At 39.5% G+C, this 21,419-nt stretch carries 17 protein-coding genes; 2 read left to right on the plus strand and 15 right to left on the minus strand.

The features are described from left to right. Nucleotides 1–31: 31 nt before the first annotated feature. The 5 genes from L3Q70_RS19065 to upp all read right to left on the minus strand — a co-directional run bounded on the left by L3Q70_RS19065 (nucleotide 32) and on the right by upp (nucleotide 6,785). Complete coding sequence (locus tag L3Q70_RS19065) at nucleotides 32–1,801, minus strand: sugar phosphorylase (protein WP_237115343.1); 1,770 nt, start codon at nucleotides 1,799–1,801, stop codon at nucleotides 32–34. Nucleotides 1,802–1,813: 12 nt separating this feature from the next. Next, complete coding sequence (locus tag L3Q70_RS19070) at nucleotides 1,814–3,034, minus strand: glycosyl transferase (RefSeq protein WP_237115344.1); 1,221 nt, start codon at nucleotides 3,032–3,034, stop codon at nucleotides 1,814–1,816. After that, nucleotides 3,027–4,769, minus strand: a complete 1,743-nt coding sequence (locus tag L3Q70_RS19075) for an HAD-IIB family hydrolase (RefSeq protein WP_062567152.1) — start codon at nucleotides 4,767–4,769, stop codon at nucleotides 3,027–3,029. The genes L3Q70_RS19070 and L3Q70_RS19075 overlap by 8 nt, the downstream gene beginning before the upstream one ends. A gap of 138 nt (nucleotides 4,770–4,907) precedes the next feature. Next, complete coding sequence (locus L3Q70_RS19080; RefSeq protein WP_237115345.1) at nucleotides 4,908–6,146, minus strand: uracil-xanthine permease family protein; 1,239 nt, start codon at nucleotides 6,144–6,146, stop codon at nucleotides 4,908–4,910. A 9-nt stretch (nucleotides 6,147–6,155) separates the two neighbouring features. Then, on the minus strand, nucleotides 6,156–6,785 hold the full coding sequence (gene upp, locus L3Q70_RS19085) for a uracil phosphoribosyltransferase (RefSeq protein WP_062567154.1): 630 nt from the start codon (nucleotides 6,783–6,785) through the stop codon (nucleotides 6,156–6,158). A 196-nt stretch (nucleotides 6,786–6,981) separates the two neighbouring features. On the opposite strand from upp, the gene L3Q70_RS19090 reads away from it, so the two are divergent. Then, nucleotides 6,982–7,809 (plus strand): ABC transporter substrate-binding protein, encoded by an 828-nt coding sequence (locus tag L3Q70_RS19090; RefSeq protein ID WP_237115346.1) that lies wholly within the window; start codon nucleotides 6,982–6,984, stop codon nucleotides 7,807–7,809. Here L3Q70_RS19090 and L3Q70_RS19095 read toward each other — a convergent pair. From L3Q70_RS19095 to L3Q70_RS19135, 9 genes are all read right to left on the minus strand, one after another. After that, nucleotides 7,806–8,777 (minus strand): Gfo/Idh/MocA family oxidoreductase, encoded by a 972-nt coding sequence (locus L3Q70_RS19095; protein ID WP_062567156.1) that lies wholly within the window; start codon nucleotides 8,775–8,777, stop codon nucleotides 7,806–7,808. The two genes, L3Q70_RS19090 and L3Q70_RS19095, sit on opposite strands and share 4 nt — an antisense overlap. Continuing rightward, complete coding sequence (locus L3Q70_RS19100) at nucleotides 8,770–9,732, minus strand: ecdysteroid 22-kinase family protein (RefSeq protein WP_237115347.1); 963 nt, start codon at nucleotides 9,730–9,732, stop codon at nucleotides 8,770–8,772. The genes L3Q70_RS19095 and L3Q70_RS19100 overlap by 8 nt, the downstream gene beginning before the upstream one ends. Before the next feature lie 85 nt (nucleotides 9,733–9,817). Next, nucleotides 9,818–11,902: a TonB-dependent siderophore receptor gene (locus tag L3Q70_RS19105; protein WP_237115348.1), complete on the minus strand. Its 2,085-nt coding sequence runs from the start codon at nucleotides 11,900–11,902 to the stop codon at nucleotides 9,818–9,820. Between the two features lie 1,082 nt (nucleotides 11,903–12,984). Next, nucleotides 12,985–13,371: a hypothetical protein gene (locus L3Q70_RS19110; RefSeq protein WP_237115349.1), complete on the minus strand. Its 387-nt coding sequence runs from the start codon at nucleotides 13,369–13,371 to the stop codon at nucleotides 12,985–12,987. A gap of 164 nt (nucleotides 13,372–13,535) precedes the next feature. Further along, the gene (locus tag L3Q70_RS19115; RefSeq protein WP_237115350.1) at nucleotides 13,536–13,928 is read right to left on the minus strand and encodes a hypothetical protein; all 393 of its coding nucleotides are present in this window, start codon (nucleotides 13,926–13,928) and stop codon (nucleotides 13,536–13,538) included. Next, nucleotides 13,925–14,971 carry an RHS repeat-associated core domain-containing protein gene (locus tag L3Q70_RS20410; RefSeq protein ID WP_346657790.1) on the minus strand — a complete coding sequence of 349 codons (1,047 nt, stop codon included), beginning with the start codon at nucleotides 14,969–14,971 and terminating at the stop codon, nucleotides 13,925–13,927. Before L3Q70_RS20410 ends, L3Q70_RS19115 begins: the two co-directional genes overlap by 4 nt. 199 nt (nucleotides 14,972–15,170) lie before the next feature. Next, nucleotides 15,171–17,426, minus strand: a complete 2,256-nt coding sequence (locus L3Q70_RS19125; RefSeq protein ID WP_237115351.1) for an acyl-CoA dehydrogenase — start codon at nucleotides 17,424–17,426, stop codon at nucleotides 15,171–15,173. Nucleotides 17,427–17,679: 253 nt separating this feature from the next. Then, complete coding sequence (locus tag L3Q70_RS19130; RefSeq protein WP_237115352.1) at nucleotides 17,680–19,221, minus strand: phospholipase D family protein; 1,542 nt, start codon at nucleotides 19,219–19,221, stop codon at nucleotides 17,680–17,682. 153 nt (nucleotides 19,222–19,374) lie between these two features. Then, a complete protein-coding gene (locus L3Q70_RS19135) occupies nucleotides 19,375–19,569 on the minus strand; it encodes a (2Fe-2S)-binding protein (protein ID WP_054554573.1) in 195 nt (64 codons plus the stop codon). A 531-nt stretch (nucleotides 19,570–20,100) separates the two neighbouring features. Here L3Q70_RS19135 and L3Q70_RS19140 point away from each other — a divergent pair. Then, the gene (locus L3Q70_RS19140; protein ID WP_237115353.1) at nucleotides 20,101–20,691 is read left to right on the plus strand and encodes a hypothetical protein; all 591 of its coding nucleotides are present in this window, start codon (nucleotides 20,101–20,103) and stop codon (nucleotides 20,689–20,691) included. A 146-nt stretch (nucleotides 20,692–20,837) separates the two neighbouring features. On the opposite strand, the gene L3Q70_RS19145 is transcribed toward L3Q70_RS19140, so the two are convergent. After that, nucleotides 20,838–21,275: a hypothetical protein gene (locus L3Q70_RS19145; protein ID WP_237115354.1), complete on the minus strand. Its 438-nt coding sequence runs from the start codon at nucleotides 21,273–21,275 to the stop codon at nucleotides 20,838–20,840. Between the last annotated feature and the right edge of the window lie 144 nt (nucleotides 21,276–21,419).

Raw genomic sequence — 21,419 nt, forward strand, 5'->3', positions numbered from 1 at the left:
AGCTGTAAAGGGCATTTACAGCTTATAAACACTACTTATTACTTAGCCAAATAGCTTGATAAGGTGACAACACTATATTTTGCGTGTTTTCTTCTATAACTTGCCCTGAAATCAGATCTTTCCAGCTTTCAGTTTCAATCAGATTTAGATCTGCGAAGGTAAGGGTTTTTGATTCATCAGTAATGTTATAAATACAAAACATGCTCTGTGAACGATTAATACTTTGTCGCCAAAATCCAAATAGTCCATCGCTAATATGTAAGGTGTATTGCGTCGCATTAGGATGAAATGCGCTCTGTGCCTTACGAATAGTCATCAGGTTTTTCATTGCTTTAAACACGGTACGATGGTGAGTATTTTCATTACTAAGTTTTGCCAATAGCTCTGACTCTTGCCAGCGATGGCGGTTAATCGCTCGGTTATGTTGGCTATTTTCAAAACGCTCGTAATCGTTAGTAGTACCTAACAAGCTATGAATATACAGACCCGGAATACCTTCAAGCGCAAACATTATGGCATGCGCACATAAAAAGCGTTCAACCCCCCATTTGTCTGGTCCTCGATGCGTACCTTGTAATGCATCAAACAAAGCAATGTTCAATTCGTAAGGGGTATTGGTACCATCTGGTGCGGTTCGTAATGATACTTTACCACCATATTTAGCGGTCGTGCTGACCATTTCCGCTATTTGCGCTTGATCAAGTAAACCTTCAACAGGACGCAAACCAATACCATCGTGAGAGCCAATAAAGTTAAAGTAAGCTGTACCGTGCTGGGCTGGCGGCATACTCATCATCCAATGCTTCAATGCAGTGCTGTCACCACTGAGTAAAGTGTGCAATAACAGCGGTGGCAATGAAAAATTATAAATACAATGTGCTTCGTTAGCATTACCAAAATACGACAGGTTTTCTCGATTAGGTATGTTAGTTTCTGTGATAATGATCACGTTAGGTTCAACATGCTCAATTAGGGTGCGAAGCAACCTAATCACTTCGTGAGTTTCAGGTAAGTTGATGCAGCGGGTATTGAGCTTTTTCCATAGAAATGCCACGGCATCAAGGCGGAAAATACGTACGCCATTGTCTAAGTAATGACGAATAATGCCCACAAATTCATTAAGCACATCTGGGTTGGCAAAATCAAAGTCGACTTGGTCATGACTAAAGGTGCACCACACATGTTGCAAACCATCTTTAGTTTCAACTGCCTGTAAAAGAGGCGATGTGCGCGGGCGAACAACTTGAATAAGATCATCACTCGGACTCGCCGTTTTAAAATACCCTTTCCCAGGCTCTTTGCCTTGAATAAAGTTTTCAAACCAAACACTTCGACTTGAACAATGGTTGATCACTAAATCAGCCATCAACCTGACATCCTTCGAAATATCACGAATATGCTGCCAACTGCCTAACGCTTCATTCACTTGCACATAGTTCATCACCGCGAAGCCTTCATCTGAGCTATACGGGTAAAACGGCAAAATATGCAGGGCATTGAGTTCAGGCAAACATTGGTTCTTAACAAAGCGATGTAAGGTATACAAAGGCGGTTCTTCAGGCTTAGCTACCGCATCATCCGTATTAGCATGACGAATGATTGAATCACCGTAGGCAATTAAGATCATGTCTTGCTCATCCCAACGGTTTTTATGCGGCGTCGGGTCGCGGACAGGATCATCACCTTGCATGGTGTTGATTAGCCTGTTTGCGAGTTGTTCAAGGGTTGTTGGTAGTTCAACCTCGCCGTAGATACAGGTTAAATGCTGTATAACCCGTTGTTGTAAAAGCTCTAAAGTCACGCGCCTTCCCCATTAAATGTAATCTTTGTTATCAAGCTCTACGGCTTCTTCTAAGCGCGCAAACACATCTGGCATGGCAGAGGCAACACGGTTCCAGCTCGGCACAAAGGGGGCTTCCATTGGGTACTCTAGAAAGTGCTGACCCGCATTCATAATATTTTGCGCGAACATCTCAACAGCTTTTTCTTCTTGGTGAATATCGAGCGTTAAGCCATTCATGAGCGCATCGTTGTGATAGGTTTCAATAAAATCGAGTGCAATACGGTAATAGGTCGCTTTTAATGAGCGAATTGTTTCTGTTGTAAAGGTCACCCCTTGTGTAGCCAGCTTTCTAAATAAAGCTTTAGTGATATCAATCGACATTTTTGACAATCCGGTTGCTTGATTACTGAGCGATAGGTCTTGGTGTTTATGATCGTAATTATCGGCAATATCGACCTGACATAAACGGTTATGCGAGTAGTTTCGATACATCTCTGATAGCACACCAATTTCTAAGCCCCAATCACTTGGAATACGAATATCGTTGAGTACATCACGGCGAAACGAAAACTCCCCCGCTAGCGGATAACGAAACGAGTCCATATATTCTAAATAATCATTACTACCTAAAATTGTTTTAAATGAGCGCAATAACGGCGTTACCAGCAAACGTGACACGCGGCCATTAATTTTGCCCTCAGCGGTGCGCGGGTAAAACCCTTTACAAAATTCATAGTTAAAACGAGGGTGAGCAACAGGGTAAATTAAGCGTGCTAAAAGCGCTCTGTCGTAAGTCAAAATATCACAGTCATGAAGCGCAATTGACTCAACTTTTGACGTTGCCAACTTATAACCCATGCAATACCAAACATTGCGACCTTTACCTAGCTCTCGTGGTGCAACGCCCAGTTTTTGGAGTTCTTTATCGAGCGCTTGTAAACGCGGGCCATCATTCCAAAGTACTTTATGATGCTGATCAAGCTCAGCAAAAAACTGTAGTGCATGGCGATATTGGCTTTCGTCGGCGCGATCTAGGCCAATGGTAATTTGCGATAAATAAGGCACATGTTTGAGCTCAGCAATAATACTTTGCAAAGCGGGGCCTTCTAACTCACTGTAAAGCGACGGTAAAATCAGTCCCATTGGGCGTTGTTTTGAAAAGCCCAATAATTCTTTTTCTAGCTCTTCTACTGGGCGGTCAGCAATATTGTGTAAGGTCGTGATAATGCCATTTTGATAAAAATCAGCCATGAGATTGCTCCTGTTTTGCTGCAAAACGCGCTTTGATGATAGTTAACGCAGAAACTTCTTGAACCCAACCTGCTGGGGCTGGTTTTTCGCTGAGCTGCCAGGCTTTTTGTAATATTTGTGATTGCACCTGGCTGCCAGGATTATTGATTAGAATGGCGGTGTCGGCCGCTTTTAGCATGGCCACATCGTTTTGACTGTCGCCGAGGGCTATCACAGTAAATGGATTGCGATAGGCTTTTTTAAACTGATTTAACAGCCATTTTTGTGCAAGACCTTTATTGTTACCTTTGGTTAAATGAATAAAACGCCCGCCAACAAGCACTTCGTAGCCTGCTTGGCTCATAGCATCTATCAAGCCTTGCTTTTCTTCATCGTTGCCCGAGAAACAAACCGGATCTGAGTACTGGCGCTGTAAAGCCAGTTCACTTTTACCAACAGGTAGTCCTGTTAACTCGGCTATTTCTGGTGCACTAAATTGGCTAAATAAGCGCACACAATGACTGTAATCACTCGCATATTGCTTAAGATCTTCATGCAATTTATCGGTGCTTTGTGTCATAGCAAAGCGCCAATAACCTTTATATTCATCACAGCCAATCGGTTTTACTTTGAAAGTGTCTTTTGGGATATAAACGGCCGCGCCATTTTCAACAATAAAAGGATGATGATGATTTAAACCTTTTTGAATATCAGTAACTTCAGCAAAAGTTTTGCTGGTGTTAAAAATGACATTGACACCACTTTCATTCAACTTTGCCAAAAAAGGTTTGATTACCTCACACTCGTAACTATCGTGATCAAGTAATGTGCCGTCTAAGTCTGTAAAAATAAGTGGTTGTGCAATTTGGTCAGCCAGTAGTTCCATCTTGGTGATATCACGCTCGGTATCAAGCAATAATAACGCATCCACGCTGTGCGTAAGAGTGGCTAAGTTTTCACGCGTAATTCGTTCAAAATGAGAGATAAAACGCTTTAAACTCACTTCGTCAAAGGTGCCCTGCCCTTGGCCTTTTTTAGCAATTAACTTTTGCTCTTGCTCCAAGCGCCACGCATACACATCTTCAAATGAAGGCGCTTTTAACATAATGGTGTAATCAGCCATCGCGAATACATGTTGATATTCATTCGCTAAGCAACTATTGACACAACGGCGCCAAATGCCGTCGGCATCTTCTTGTTGTTCTAATTCATTAACTGGAGTTTGTAATTGATAAGGTTGCTGCGGTGTACTGGCTACACACCAGCCTTCAAAAAACACGATATCAATCGGCTTTTGGCTACTAGGCCATTGCTCTTTTGGCACTGGATCATCAGTTAGCTTATCAAATTGAGGTAATGGCACATCCACTTTACCTGCCAACAAGGCTGACAAGGTTTGCTCCATTAATTGCGTATCATGCGTCCCTGGTACCCCACGACTTGCAAACAAAGGATGAACGTCTTTAGCAAGCTCAGAGCGAGCATCGCGACTTAAATAAAAGTCATCGATTGATAATGACACGCTATTGAATTCGGTATTACTATTAACCCAGGTCACTAAAAAATCAGCGAGGGTTGTTTTACCTGAGCCTTGGCAGCCGTTGATAGCCACTAGCATAGGTTGGCCAGTTATTTTTGCACTTAAGATATCGTGCGCGAGGGGTATAAAAAACTGCTCACTTAAGTATTGATACTTCAGTGGTAACTGATGCTTCGCTAAAAACGGGGTAATATCCACAACATTTGCCTCTTGCATAATCGCTCCTACCAGTATGACATAGAGATAAATGCAGTTAGTAGACCAGTTTTATAATTCCTTATTTTTTAAATAGTTACAAAAAAAGCGCATATTTAACGCGCTTTTTTGGTGCAATATTCAAGCAGTTTCTAAATTCTAATCAGGTTGTTGCACTGCTTTGGGGAGAACAGCATTTAAGATAATCCCCAAGATTGCGCATAAGCTCACACCTTGCAAACTAAACTCGTTACCACCGATATGCATGCCACCAATACCAAACACTAAAATCAGTGCGATGATAGTCAGATTGCGAGGCGCGGTAAGGTCTTCACCCGATTTTACTAAGGTATTTAAACCAACCACGGCAATAGAGCCAAAGAGTAAAATCATAATGCCGCCCATCACAGGCACCGGAATAGTTTGTAAACCTGCACCCATTTTTGCTACAAAAGCGAGCACAATCGCAATAATAGCAGTCCAAAGCATCACCCGTGGATTGAAGTTACGGGTAAGCATTACCGCCCCCGTTACTTCAGAGTACGTTGTATTAGGTGGACCACCAAAAACCGATGCCGCGGAGGTAGCGAGGCCATCACCTAATAAAGTGCGATGTAAACCCGGTTTCTTCAAATAGTCTTTACCCGTTACTTGGCTAATTGCCATCATGTCGCCAATATGTTCTATGGCTGGCGCTATTGCCACAGGTACCATAAACAAAATAGCTTGCCACTTAAACTCAGGGTAGGTAAATGCCGGTACTGCAAACCAGTTCGCTTGAGTGACCGGATTAAATTCAACAATACCTATAAATAACGAAGCGAGGTAGCCTGCGACCACACCGGCAAGAATAGGAATGAGTTTAAATACACCTTTACCCCATACAGCAAAAATCAGCGTAACCAGTAATGATAAAGCTGAAACCCAAATAGCTTGCTCATAAGGGATTAATTGCGCACTGCCATCACCAGCTTTACCCATTGCCATGTTCACAGCGACTGGCGCTAAAGCTAAACCAATGACCATAATCACAGGGCCAACAACCACAGGCGGTAACACTTTATGCAGAGCATTTACGCCTTTAAACTTTACAATTAAACTAAGCGCAAAATAACAAAAGCCCGCCACCATTAAACCGCCCATTGTTGCAGGAATGCCCCACATTTGTACCGAGGCGATAATGGGTGCAATGAAAGCAAAAGACGATGCTAAAAAGATAGGAACTTGGCCTTTGGTAACCACATGAAACAGTAAAGTCCCTAAACCTGCGGTAAATAAAGCCACATTGGGATCAAGGCCTGTCAGTAAGGGCACAAGTACCAGTGCGCCAAATGCTACAAACAGCATTTGCGCGCCGGTAAGAATGGTTTTTAACGAAAATGGTTGATGATTTTCCACGTGAGCGCCTTACACTGTGCCAAAAATCTTGTCACCGGCATCTCCTAAGCCTGGAATGATATATCCTTTTTCGTTTAAGTGACTGTCTAATGATGCGGTGAAAATTTCAACATCAGGGTGTGCCGCAAGGGTTTTTTCTACGCCTTCGGGGGCTGCCACTAATACAATGACTTTAATATCTTTACAGCCTGCTTTTTTCAACATATCGATAGTGGCGATCATTGAGCCACCTGTTGCCAGCATTGGGTCAATAACAAGGCTTAAACGCTCATCAATTTTGCCAACTAACTTTTCAAAATAAGGCACTGGCTCAAGTGTTTCTTCGTTACGTTGAAGACCCACAACACTCACTTTTGCAGCGGGTAATAATTGCATCACGCCATCCATCATGCCAAGGCCGGCACGTAAAATTGGCACAACAGTAATTTTTTTACCTTTAATGTGCTCTACATCTAATGTTGAACCATCCCATCCTGTGATTTGCACGCTTTCTAGTGGTAGGTTTTTAGTTGCTTCGTAAGTAAGCAAAGTACCTACTTCAGACGCCAGCTCACGGAAACTTTTTGTACTAATACCTTCTGCACGCATAAGGCCAAGTTTGTGTTGAACTAACGGATGAGTAATTACATTAATAGACATAAGTAGAACCTAAATGAAATAAATTACGCCTATTTTAGCGTATAATAGCCCGCGCTACCGCAAAAAATGCGTTGTTATTGCATTAATTTCGTTAATAGGTCTAATATTAATCAAAAGGCCGAAATATTAATTTTTTTGCAACAAACTGGTGTGGCACAACATCACAATTTATTTAATTTTTAGGTATCAACGTAGCATGAAAATACATTCGCTCGTTTTTTTAATACTATTTAACCTCGCTTTTTTAAGTCCGACAGCTAATTCTGAGCCTTTAGAAATAAAAGTGATGGATGACTTTATTCCGCAAGCCAGTGGTAAGCCGAGAAATGAAGCAACAATTTTCTTACTCGAAGCTGTAAAAGAAATACAAGATGAAATAAACATCCAGTTTGTTCCCGCAAGCAGATTACGAGAGTGGAAACAACTCAGTATGCTTCCTGATGTTTGCTTATACAATAAGTTAAAAACGCCTGAACGAGAGGCTAACGCCCTATTTACTCGCCACCCAATTATGGCATTTCCTGCAAATAGGCTCATTGTATTTAATATGCCTACCTTACCTGATTCACTGTCACTGGAAAAAGCAATCAATGACTACGACCTCACAATTGGCATAACAAGTGGGCGCTCGTATTCCGTAGATATAGATACCTTTATTAAAAATAATGAAAAACACTTTTTTAAACTTGAAGGCGCAACCAATGCGAGTCGTTTGGGGCAGATGCTCTTTCAAAACAAAATAGATGCCATTATTGAATATAGAGACGTGTTTATAGACAGATATCAACGCGCTACTAGTACGGATAAAATACGTTATTTAACCATTGAGCCTGATCAAGCAGCTGTTTTTGGTTATATAGCATGTTCACCTTCGCCGCAAGGAAGACAAGCCATTGCGTTATTTGACCGTGCTCTTCAAAGTGAAAGAGTCAAAACTCTTATTAGCAAGCGGCTATCGGAGCTGTTTCCAGCTCCTGAGCAAAAAGTCATTATTGAGGCATTTAATAATGCTTATGTGCATTAATTAGCTAAAATGTGTTCCATTACCCAGCTTGTATGAAGTGCGGATTCCCCTGTCGATGGGTGTGGCGCCCCTTGGTCAAAAAACCTCGCTATATTTTCAACATGGAACTGTTGAATATGAACGGGGTTTTCGATGGAAAATTTACACTTACCAGCAAGGTTATTGAGCTCAATTGGTTTTTCATCAAATACACTAAAGCGTATTTCACCTTTGCTACCATAAATAACCACGTCATCGAAACGCTTAGCAGAGGCAAAATTCCAACTGCCAACACCTGTCACACCAGAACTGTGCTGCCAATGAGCCGTAACAGCATCAAATGCTGAGTACAACCCCTGTTGATTTGAACTAAAACCATGAACCCGAGTAAACTCGCCCAGTAAGTAAGCGAATAAGTCTAAGCCATGACTCGCTAAGTCATCAAAGTAGCCACCACGAGCAATACGTTTATCAGTGCGCCAATTATATTCACCAGACAAATCAAGCTCACTTGGCACTTTACTTAAGTGCCAACTTACATGGCGTACTTGGCCAATTTGGCCATTTTGAATAAGTTCTTTAACCTTATTAAACCGTGGTAAAGAGCGTCGATAGTAAGCGACAAATAATGGTTGCTTAGCATATTTAAATGCCTCAACAATTGCATAGCTCTCTTCGTAACTAGGAGCGAGTGGCTTTTCTATGCAGCAAGGTTTGCCTGCTTTGGCAACTTCGAGCGCCAATTCTTTATGACTATCGGGTGGCGTTGCTATATAAACAGCATCAACCATTTCATCGTTTATTAGCTCGCTGTTAGTTGCGAATACTTTGGGTACAGTATGGCGTGTAGCATAATCATGCGCTTTGTTTAAATCTCTGCGCGTAACGCCAATAAGTTCAATACCCTTTACTTGCTGATAAGCAGGGCCACTTTTTACCTCAGTTACCGCTCCACAGCCAATAATGGCAAAACGAATAGGCTTATTCATCGTATTCCTTATTTTTGTTCAGGTATTCATTGAATTGTTTTTGCATATAACCATTTATCTTTACATGCTGAGGGCTCCAACCTGCTAAAAACCGATAAAAATCAGCCCATGCATAACACCACAGTTCACGCCAACTACTGATCAAATCGTCTGCGTTTATAGTGCCCTGATACTGTTTAAGTGCTGTATTTAACTCTGCGAAATATCGATTTAGGTAGGTATGCGCATTTAACTTTAGTGCGCTCTCATTTAAACAACTTCCCAAAAAGTACATTACATCGATAACGCCAACCCCTTTTCCAACATATTGAAAGTCATAACCAAGTACATGATTAGTCTGTGAGTTGATAGCAAAATTAGCACGCTTTGCATCCCCATGTATTAGTGTTTGATATTTGCATTTATAAAGTGCGCAATCAATATGTACAGCTGCGGCTTTAAGAGGTGAGTCGGGCATTCGCGCGTATTCATCAGGACGCGTGGCTAAATGCCAATAACTGCCTCTGGGCCATAACCCCTCGCCTGGGGTTGATAAATGAAAAGCATGAAAGTGCGCTAACCATTTAAGTATTGCATGAATATGTTGAGTGTGGTCTTGAGCTTGCTGATAGCCAAACGCTGTAAAATCATCAAAAATTAAAGCAAATTGATTTTGCTTCTGTATCTGATTAAAACAAGGAATGGCGGCAGCTTGGTCTGGTAAAGATGAGCTGTATTGCTTATACCAATTGTATTCAACTAAATAAGATTGCTGCTTTCTGGCTAGGGCAAATTGACTTTGCTCAATTCGCGAGTGTTCAATGAAATCAGGCATAGAAATCAATTTAATGACCCGTGTTTCATCGTCTAATCGACAACGAATAATTTCGCCACAGCCGCTCCATAGAGTGCTAATCACATTAATAACTTCAATATCTTGATAGTTATTTTTTAATAAAGAATAAAATTCTGACATCAACAAACAATATAAAAATACACAGCCAGATTATGTCAGGCAAACCAATAAAAAAATAGGCCTGTTAAGGCCTATTCATTATGTGCTACCACGTGTAGTTTACAGTCAAACTAACGGTACGTGGATCACCCACAAATAACTGCCCGTAACCATAACCACCACTCCAGTGCTGTTTATCGAGTGCATTATCAACAAGCAATGCAGCACTCCAACTTGGTTTCTTGAAGTATATACCTGCTTGCAACAGTGTATACGATGGCAAAACAGCTTCGTCGGTTGTATTGCGCTTATCAACATAGCTTGCCCCCGCCGCTAACTGCCATGTATCGTTTAAGCTATATTTACTCCAGAGTGTGGCTGAATTTTTTGGTGCATTTTCTTTTTGTTTACCAATTAAAAGCGTATTCGTGTCTTCAGTTATTTCAGCCCTATTGTAGGCGTAATTAGCAATCACTAACCAATTATCAGAGAGCTGCCCATTAATATCGATTTCGAAACCTGTGGCTTGCTCCTCACCCCTTTGACGAAAAACTCGGTAACCTAATTGCTGTGAACGAGCAAAATCTTGTACTAACACATTCTGCTTTGTTATTTGATAGATGGACGTTGTTAGCAACACCTTTTCGTCAAATAACTTTGCCTTATAACCAATTTCGTAGAGGTAACTATCGATTGGTCCAAATGGCCCACCTTGCTCTTTGGTATTTAAAAATGTGGATGGGGGTTCAAAGCCAGTTACCCAACTGGCATAGACACTTGAGTCTTGAGTAAGATTATAAACAACACCTAAGCGAGGTAAGAAATCACTGTCTGAACTTTCATTGCCATTTAGATCTGTTAACTTATAATCTTCGCGACGTACACTGGCTAAAATTGACCAGTCATCGAATTTAATATGATCTTGAATGTAAAGGCCGTTACTTTTTAATCCACCACCAAATTCAAAACGGTCGCCTAAATTGTAACTTGCTATATCGGGTTGCTCATAGGTTGGATTTAAAATATCAAATGTACCTGCCGAGCGACTCATTCGTTGCGCATTGAGTTTATGGTTATCAATGTAATCGCCACCAATGACAATATTGTGCTCAACATCACCGATATAAACTTTGCCTGTTATGTAAGCAGTCACATTATCTGAATCGGCATCAATATCCCGGTCTGTATACCAAACATTAAATACGGAGTCTGATCCATCAACATATGTCGCTGCACGATGCTCAACCAGCTTTTGCTCACTATCTAAATGCATGTATTTAAAACCCAATGACCAGTAATCATTAAAATGATGGTCTAAAGTCACACTTGATGATAACGAGGTTGTATCTAGCTTATCCCCTGGCTGATTTGACGATAAAGATATAGGCACCTGAGATAAATCGGTCGCGTTACGTAAATTGGGTTGACCGCGGTCGAGTAACCCCTTGCTGTCAGAGTAAACCACCTCAACATTAATTTTAGTATCGTCGCTTAGTAAATATGTAAAACTGGGTGAGAGTAATAAACTCTCATTAAAAATATTATCTCTGAACGTTTCTGAATCTTCGTAGCCAGCATTAAATCGATAAAGCCAACGATCATTGCTAGCTACCTTGCCTGTTGTGTCTAATGCGACATATTTATCAGAATAACTACCAAAGCGAGCACTAATGCTATGGCGGCTTTCACCAAGCGGTTTTTTAGTTACTGTATTAACCGTGCCACCAGGGCTTGCATCACCAAATACAGCAGAAGCAGGCCCTTTAATTACTTCGACACGTTCAACATGAGCAATTAAGGTTTGATTCCAAAAGTTATTATGAGTACGCATACCATTGACGCGGCGATCGTCTTGGCTGCGAAACCCCCGAATTGTAATGTCATCATACACAGAGTATTCATTCGCGCCGCTAATAAAAGATGTAACATCGTTTAAGCGCATCATTGCTTGATCCTGTATCACCTCCTTGGTTACTGCGCTTACTGATTGTGGGATCTCAAGAATATCAGCAGCAGTGCGGGTAACTGAATAACTGTAATCAGAGAATGTTGTTTGCGCACTTCGCCCTAAAACCTCTATCACTTCAATATCAGAAAGTGCTTTTTTGCTTGGCTGCTTTTGAGTTTGCGACACGGCTTGTGTGGTAACAAATGCAGCTGATATTAGTAAAACCAATTTTTTAATTTTCATTTTCCTTCCTTGTACCTATAAAAGAGCAAGAGATTAATTAAAAATAATTATCATTTCAATTGTATTTTAGGTGTGTGAGAAAAAATGAAACCAAAAAATGAACTTAGTTAGTAATAACTTTTATAGAGGAAGTGTGGGAAGTCCAATGAGCAGCCGCGAACCTTTGATATCGGCTTGAGCTGCTACTTCTAGTTTGAACTCTCTACTATATGTAGACATAAAAGACCCCCCAGTGATTGGAATATTCAACTATTGGGGGTCACTTCACTATAAGACTTTGGACTCAATTAAGGTTACTTTAGCTGTGGTTTAGGTTTGCACAGATAAATGTAGCTCAAATACCTTGCATTACTATGTTTCAGAAAAATGTGTGAACTTTTTCAATGACGATATATCAGACAACTTTTTTTGAGATTGCTGATCTATTAATAAGATATTACTAGCTCTATCTTGGCTATCAAAAAAGCCGCCTGAATATTCCTGTAAGATACTAAAATCTTGATAATTCAAATAATTTAGAGGGTATAAGCCCTTAATTGCTCCTTGTTCTATGTCTTCTGGTTGTACTAACCACTTAGCTTCTTCACTTTCAACTGTTACCGATATACCGCCAAATAGTTTTTTTGCACTTTGTTTTCTGTAATAGGTAAATAGTCACTCCGCAAAACTCGACTATAACCATATACTAAATCCCCAGCACTTGAGATATCTTTAAACAGCTGCACTTCTTTTTTAAAGTTTAAATATGTGAATACCTTATTCACTGTCAAGATAGCCCTGCTTTTTACGTCATAAAATCCAAACTTTCTAAATGCTCAGCACACAACGTTACCTTCTTTTGAGAAAAACACTTTATTTCCTTTACTTCCTCATAATTTAAAGAAAATTGTACAACTTCAGAATCGCTATATTGCAGAAAAGTATCAAAGTTATCATACTATCTCAGTAAGCCATGTCACTTTAAAACAGCAGAGCAAGCTACTTGAGCCAGCGCCACTACATAGTGGCACTAACACAGATTGCACAGTCTGCTGCTAGTAAGTGCGCAGTTCTGCTGGGGTTGACTGCGCACTTAATAACTTTTAATTTTCCAAAAGCTTCAAACAATTAATTTTTGGTGAATCTACTAGCCTGAATTCAATAATATGGAGTAAATAGTTTCTAGTACCTCCATCTGATTTCCCTTTTCTGAAAGTCCCTGTCAATATTGCTTCCTGCTCAGTACATTCTGTAAAAAATTGCTCATTACCTTCGCCCTTTATTGAAACAAAAAGGAAGTGATCTCCAAAATTATCATAGTCATTTCTATTACTATAAATAGTGTCAAAACCGAAAAAACCCTCCACCGTTACTTGATGATCATTATACTTATCACGCTTATTGAGTAACTCATTAACAGAAAGAGCTCCTTGACTCTGACAACTTATTAAAACAAAAACAACGATTGAAAATACTAAAAATTTATTCATTTATTGTTTCATTTAGTTGATATTTGAATGCATAAAAACTTCTAACGCCTGAGAAAATAAAAATCAAGATTTTATTAATTCTATCTTTATACTTAAAATGGGATCACTCGGCCACAAACAGCTCGCAGCAAGAATCCTGAGAGCATAGTTTTATCTAGCCTGAGTTAGTCCCACGGCTCTAAAAAGTCTAAGCAATTATTGTTAGGTAAGTCTACCGGTCTAAATTCAGTAATATCAAATAAATAGTTACCCAATTCCCCCTTCAAATCCAATTTGGTATAAACACCTGTAATTAAAACATTTTTTGACTTGCAATGCTTATAGTACCCTTCTTTCCACTCACCAAGTATAGGAACTTTTAAAAACTCTGCGGTGAAGTTCTCATATGCATCTCTATTTTCATAGAAAATCCCAGCACTAAAAAAACCATTTATCGTGACTTTTTTGCCGTTTAACTCTTCAGCTCTTGAAATTACTTCATTGACTGTCAACTCTCCATAGCTTTTACAGCTAATAAAAGTCAGTAAAAAAGTTATAAGTATAATTTTTTTTGTCATTTGTTGCTCCTATCATTTTTTACATCTGAGTGAATAAATACTTCACTTCGTGAGTACATGGATGTTACATATACGGGAGCGTTCAGTCGTTTAGATAATCGCATATAATTTTCATATCGAGCTTTTACTGAACGCACTTTATAAGGGTTATATATAACGATTGCCTTCGCATTTTTAATTGGAACTGGTGATGCATCAATTAAATTCAAATGATTACTTCCAATAGCTTTTCCAGTTGGTACATCTGTACTGGGTCGAGAAGCGGTATACCCATCTCCATCTTGATAAATTGCAACTCCAACTTCCAACCCTAAACGAGCTCTATCTTTATTAGCTTTTGCCAATTCAATTTCTGCTGCAATATCTCCACTAGACCTAAGCAAAATTTTCTGGAATTCTTTATCTCCTGCATTTGGATCTTGGCTATACTTGCCAGTTTTACCTTCTGTAGGTCGTGATTGAATTCGAGTATCAAGAGGCTGGTCTTGAGAAGAGGCACTCATTTGGCCTATGCTATTGCCGCTATTTGAACCTTGAGTTCCTTCCTTGAGATTACCAATATCACTAATTGCTCCTTTATTCTTCGCTGTAATATTTATTGAAAAACTTCCATTCTTTTGTATCAGAGACTTAACTTTTTTAAAAGCAGCCTCAGTCATCTTAACTGCTACTTTCCCGCCACTCTCGGTTGTTACAACCGTATCTATGGGGCACGTCCCGCTAGAAGCACAGACTGCAGAATACCCTGTTGGGTCAGTTCCCGCTAAGGGGTTATTCATAATATATGAATAAGGGTTAATACTCTGGCTATTCGTTGGGCTTTGAATAACAGGGTCAACTGACATAAACCGACCAAGGTTATAATCGTACACCCGACCGTTCATATGAATAAGCTCAATATCATCCAAATGCTCGTGATCAGTAAAGCCACGTCGTGTTTTTGCATCTGCTAAGTCATTTAGCTTTGCGTTTCCAACCGGCATTAAGCCACCACTGGCTAAACGTGGTTTACCAAATGGGTCATAGTTGCGTTGAGTACTCACATAACCATTATAGTCTGTGATTATGCGCGCACTTTGTAAACGGTCTCTATGTGTGTAACGATTCTAATGCTTCTATTCTCTATTTAGCTTACTCAGATTGCGTATATTTTTACGGGAAGTTTAGGCAATAAAAAACCCGTGCTAAGCACGGGTTTTCGAAGATAAAGTCCTAATACTGCTCAGGACTTGCATTGTTGAATTACTCGTTTACCACACTTTTAAGTGGGTTAACTGGCTTTGCATTGTCATCAAGCAAGTTCATATCAAAGTCGAACTCATCAACACGAATCGCTTTTTCACGTTTCTTGTTGTAGTCAATCAATTTTGCATACTCTTCTTCGTTAATAACACTTGCCACAAGTGCATTATCAAGTGTTTCTGCAAAACGAACGCCCGGCTTGATTGTTTTAGCACGCAGTGCTTTTTTAACTTTTGCAAGTAAATCAAGGCATGCCATTTTCGCTTTGTACGCTTGCTCATTGATGTAATGACCATCACCTTCAATTGGTTTAACCAAATGAGTGATTTGCGCTTTAAATGCGGTATCCATTTGCGCTTGAGTCGCAAGTTCACGGATTAAATCATCGCTGATTTTAGGCATTTTCATTGAGTAGTTCATCGTAATGAAACGCATAAACTTACGAGTACCACTTGCAGGGAAGTTATCTAAAAACTTATGCAATGCTTCTTCTGCGCTTTGTAGTGCAAAGCGAGTCGCATAATGGAAGTAAGGTGCGGCTTGCTCACGTTCACTGCTTGCTACTTTTTGCTCGTAGTATTTAATCGACGCCATCGCTGCGTATAAGAAACTCATTACGTCACCTAAACGTGCAGATAACATTTCTGCTTGTTTAAGCTTGCCGCCAAGTACTAATAATGAGAAGTCAGCGTAAACTGCAAGTTTTGCAGATAGTTTATGTGCTGCTTTTTCGTATTCACGTACTTCTGGTAATGACGATTTAGCACCCGCAGTAAACGGTAATACACCTAAGCGGAAAGCACGCAAACTGTTAGATACGCTGTAGCCCACTGTTTTACGTAAGATGCTGTTGAATTCTTTATCTGCATTTTTGTCTTCGCTGTGGATAGACTCAACCATAGTTTGTAGATATGGGTGACAACGCATTACACCTTGACCAAAAATCATTAGATTACGAGTAAGAATGTTTGCACCTTCAACCGTGATTGCGATTGGTTGTGCAACATAACCACTTGCTAATGTGTTTTGTGGACCATTTTGAATCGCTTTACCCGCTTGAATATCCATTGCTGAATCAAGCACGTTACGACCAATTTCTGTCATATGGTATTTAGCAATTGCAGTGACTACAGATGGTTTTAAGCCCATGCCTAAACCTTCTGTTGTTAATACACGCATCGCTTCTTGAAGATACGTTTTACCCGCAATATCAGCGAGCTTTTCTTGGATACCTTCGAATTGACCAATCGCAAGACCGAACTGCTCACGGACTGCTGCGTACTCAGAAGCACCTTTAAATGCAACTTGCGATGAGCTAACACCTAGTGCCGGTAACGAGATACCACGGCCTGCACCTAAACAGCTAACCAGCATTTGCCAGCCACGACCGATATTCTTTTGACCACCAATGATGAAGTCCATTGGTACAAATACTTTTTCGCCGCGTGTCGTACCATTATAAAAACGGATACCCATAGGATCATGACGATTTCCAAGTTCAACACCTGGGTGATCTTTAGGAATAAGCGCACAGGTAATACCTAGGTTTTCTTTGCCACCGAGTAAACCATCAGGGTCAACGACTTTGAATGCTAAACCTAACACTGTCGCAATTGGCGCAAGTGTGATGTAGCGTTTGTCCCAAGTAATTTCTAAACCTAACACTTCTTCGCCATTGAACTGGCCACGTTTAACAACACCGATATCTGGAATGCCACCCGCATCTGAACCCGCTTCTGGGCTAGTTAGTGCGAAACATGGAATATCACGACCATTAGCAAGGCGTGGTAAGTAGTGATCTTGTTGCTCTTTAGTACCAAAGTGCAGTAATAGCTCACCTGGGCCTAATGAATTAGGAACCATCACGGTTACCGCAACCGCAGAACTCTTTGTCGCGATAGTCGCAACGATTGTTGAGTTTGCGTAAGGGCTGAATTCTAAACCGCCGAATGATTTAGGAATGATAAGCGAGAAAAAGCGCTCTTTTTTCAAGAAATCAAGAATGTAATCAGGTAGATGAACACCGTTTTGAATTTCAGAATCATCAATCATTGATAATAATTCTTTCACTGGACCATCTAAGAATGCTTGCTCTTCAGCACTCAGCTTAGCAGCTGGAACATCACGAAGTGCATCGAAATCAGGTTTACCTTGGTAGATTGAACCTTCTAACCAAACATCACCCGCATCTAACGCTTCTTGTTCTGTAATTGAAATACTAGGTAATACTTTTTTTAATTTTGTACGTAAGCTCATAATAAACTCATCCGACCAGATAGCAATACCTACATTACGTCATAAATTGAACAATAGATCAATTGGTCCAACCAGTTTTTTTAACATTTTTTTATATTTAATTTTCTTAATTATGCTAAGCACTTGAATATATTAAACTTACACGTGTACGCTCAACTGGCGTTTTTTATCCCGAAAATGTTAACAACTAAAGTATGAATACAAAAAAGCCCAACTAAAAAAGTTGGGCCGAAGATTAGGTTTGCAGTTATAACTAAAGTTCATCCTCAATCGGAAACAGCGATATAAACCAAACTTGAAAACGCCGCCACGATGAGGTTTGTGGTTCTTTTTCAAACTGTTTGTTGTTTACTGTATCAAGCCAAATTAGCTGGTCATCGTTTGGATTCTTCAATTCTACTTTCCAAGCATAGTCTGGCATTTTTTTATCAACCCAGTGCGCTAAAAAATGACTGAGTTTTTTACTATTAATTAATACGCCCATTTCAGTATTTAGGTCAAAAGAGCGCGGATCGAGATTCATAGTACCAACGAAAATTTTCTTATCATCGACCGTCATCGTTTTTGCATGAAGGCTTGCCTGTGATGAGCCCGTCACCTTACGCCCTGCTTTGCGTTTAATAGCAACTAAGTCGCTAGGTTTTAATTCCCAAAGTTTAACGCCACCACGAATTAAATCTGCACGATACTTCTTGTAACCCGCATGCACAGCAGAAACATCAGTCGCTGCTAATGAGTTAGTCAGTACGGTAACATCTACCCCTTTTTTTACCCAACTGGTTAGCAACTCAACGCCCTGTTCTTTAGGGATAAAATATGGTGAGACTATAATTGCTTTATGCTCTGGTTGGCCCATCTCTTTGAATAAAGATGGCGACATATTAGCTGATTTTTCACTCACATCATTGAGCAGCTTATCAGGGTGGTCGAAGAATAAAGTCGACTCTTGCCAATCAAACTGGATCTCATCGTTTTGTAAACGCTTCACAAACTCACTTTCACGAAGTTGCTCTACATAGTTGCTGTCTTGGTTTTGCAAAACATAGGCTCGTAAGCTTTCTGTGATATTAACAAGAGATTGTTCATCACGACTACCATGCAAATCTTCAACGGGGTACGATAATTGATGATTCCAATATAAATCAAACGCTTTTGATGCTTTGGGTACAATGTCACCTGCGCTCATTACGTCTAAATCAATAAACTCTGAGTGATCTTCCGCGGAAAAATATGCATTACCAATATTTCTGCCGCCAGTAATAAAAACTTTATTATCAACAATAAAGCTTTTGTTATGCATTCGTCTTGAAAGCAGGCTGTAATTACTCACAAAACCCAATGCTCTAAAGCGGCGATTAGGAAACGGGTTAAACAATCTCACTTCGATATTGGGATGGACAGCCAACGCTGCTAAATCAATTTCACTATCGGCTTGAGATAAGTCATCAAGTAGTAATCTTACTCTTACGCCGCGATCAGCCGCTTTGAGTAAAAAAGCGGTGAATAAAATTGTTGTTTGCTGCCTGTGATATAAATAATACTGCACATCAATGGTGTGCTCTGCAGAATCAATGAGCGCCAACCTTGCGACAAAGGCATCGACTCCATCTACTAAAGGATAAAACCCTGATAAACCAGGATGAACATTCCCCACTGCATCTCCTATTGTACTGGGTGTATCAGCTTTAATAGCATAACTTGGTTGGATAGACTCTCGAGAAGGTAATTGCGCACAGCCTGCCACTATCATAAAAAAAATTGCACAAAAAAGATATTTGGGAGAGTCAATTATCATGGCTTCCTACCCGTGACTGTGTGATACACACATTGCTTTGACATAACCCTAATAAATGAGGAGGTTAAAAGCAAATAAAACGCGTACGAAGTAATAAAGATAAGGCAGAAAGGTAAGAAAAATAGTTAAATAAACACGTTTAAGAGCAAGTAATTATGCTACTTGCTCTGTGATGTCTGCGATTTCAATGAGTTTACGGTTAAGAATCTTTTTACAGCAACCGCAACATTTACCACATTGGCTACCCACTTGTAGCTCTTTTGACAGATCGCGCATCGTCATTGCGCCATCATCAATAGTTTGTTCGATTTTTTTATCAGTCACACCATGGCATAAACAGATATACATGAATGCAAACCACTCTCATTTCTCTTGATGGTCAGCATATTAATCTAAACGGTAATAGTTCGCAATAGTGTTTTAGTGAAAATTTGTATAACTTTCATACTGGAACTTCCTAAATGGCATACAGCTGAAAAATTTCTTCTTATATTTTGAGTGGTTAGTTGATGACGAGTACACAAAAAAATTTTCAACGTTTAGATATGTTTTAGCTTATGAAAAAAGAGGTAATCAGGTTTTGTAAAGGATATAACGAATAGCTAAGCTAGAGTGAACAACTTTGAATGACAAAGCATACTCACTTTCAAGGGAGCAGTGTTAAGATAATAAACTCTTTATAAATAACAAACGATAGTTAACACTTTAGTTGATAATAAAACTCTGTTTTTGCTATTTTATCTCAAATGCTTGATTTTTAAACGAGGACACATGGAAGCGCCTACTATTGAATTAACACGCGACAATTTTAAATCCATCTTTTTTCAGACTTTAATAAAAACAAAAGTGCAGCCTGAGATACCGATTTTAAGATGTGCTGTGCCCTTACCTAATGCACAAAGATTAAAAGCAAAAATAATCACAGCTGCTGTATTCATTATTGCATGTCTACTTGTTTGGCAAACACAATCCGGTGCGGTCGCTATTGGCGCCGCGATCATTACCTATCTTAGTTACTTTTTAATTCAGATGTTTATTGCCAATAAACGTTACTTTATTCAAGAGTCCCCACTATGCGAAATTAAAATTAACCAAGAACAAATTTACTTACCAGCTCTTTTATTTGATGACAGAAAAGCACGGACACTTGAAAGAGAGGATTTACTTAATGTTGAAGCCGTATGGAATTTCACACGCTCCAAAAGCGGCTACGATATTAACGACCCAGAGCCAAGACGAGCCTACCTATTTTCTGTTATTTTCAAAACTCGTTATGGTAACTCGATCCCTTTAAATGACTGGAGTATAGAGCATCCTGAACTATTCAAAACACTTGTTGAATATAATTACCCAGTAACCATGATAAGAACAGCCAAACGCGGGTCACCTATAACGATTCACACTAAATGGTTCTTCCTATTTGTTTTTATGTGTATTCTCATACATTCACTTATAAAGTATGTTATTTAGCGAACGTATGAATATGCAATTGGCAAAGCAACTACAAATTACCAGTACTCTGCCTATAGTTATAGCGATAAAATTTTGTAGCTTGATGCTGAAACAATGCTTTCTAACAAAACATATCTGAAAAGACTACCACTTAACTTTAAAACTTATGCTTTATTATTGAACAGCATACCAGAGTGAGTACTGGACGTAGGTGCGAATAAAGAGTTAATCATCGTAGAAACATTCCTTTTTACTGTAAGCTGAACTGCATTGATTTCTTCATCAAGCTGTTTATTAAGTTCAAATAAATCATTTTCTCGTTGTTCTGGAGCTAGCTCTTCGTTACTTTTTAAACTATTAATCTTATTTTGTAACTCCTTTATTTTAGCTACTAGCTCTTGTTGTGTTTGTGATGTTTTCGATTTAGCCTCTACTTCAGGATCAGAATCGACATCAGTTGCTTGTTGTTTTGAGTTTTGAAGGTTTGTTGCTTTTTCACTTGCTGGGTTTAGCTCATTTTTATTCTGCTGGTCCAATTTTTTATTTTGCTGATCCAATAATGGCTCTGTTAGTAATGAAGATGTGTATGAAGTTAACTGCATAGTTTTCCTATCGCGAATTTTTTGACGTTTAACTAAGAAATTAAAAAACTAATGCATAACCCGTACCTATATCAAAACCTATCAGCACTAAATTAAACTGCTATAACTGTTCAAATTATCTTTGCATGTAATTGCTATCTAACT

The sequence above is a fragment of the Pseudoalteromonas sp. CF6-2 genome (assembly GCF_021729425.1).
GTDB classification, from domain to species: Bacteria; Pseudomonadota; Gammaproteobacteria; order Enterobacterales; family Alteromonadaceae; genus Pseudoalteromonas; species Pseudoalteromonas arabiensis.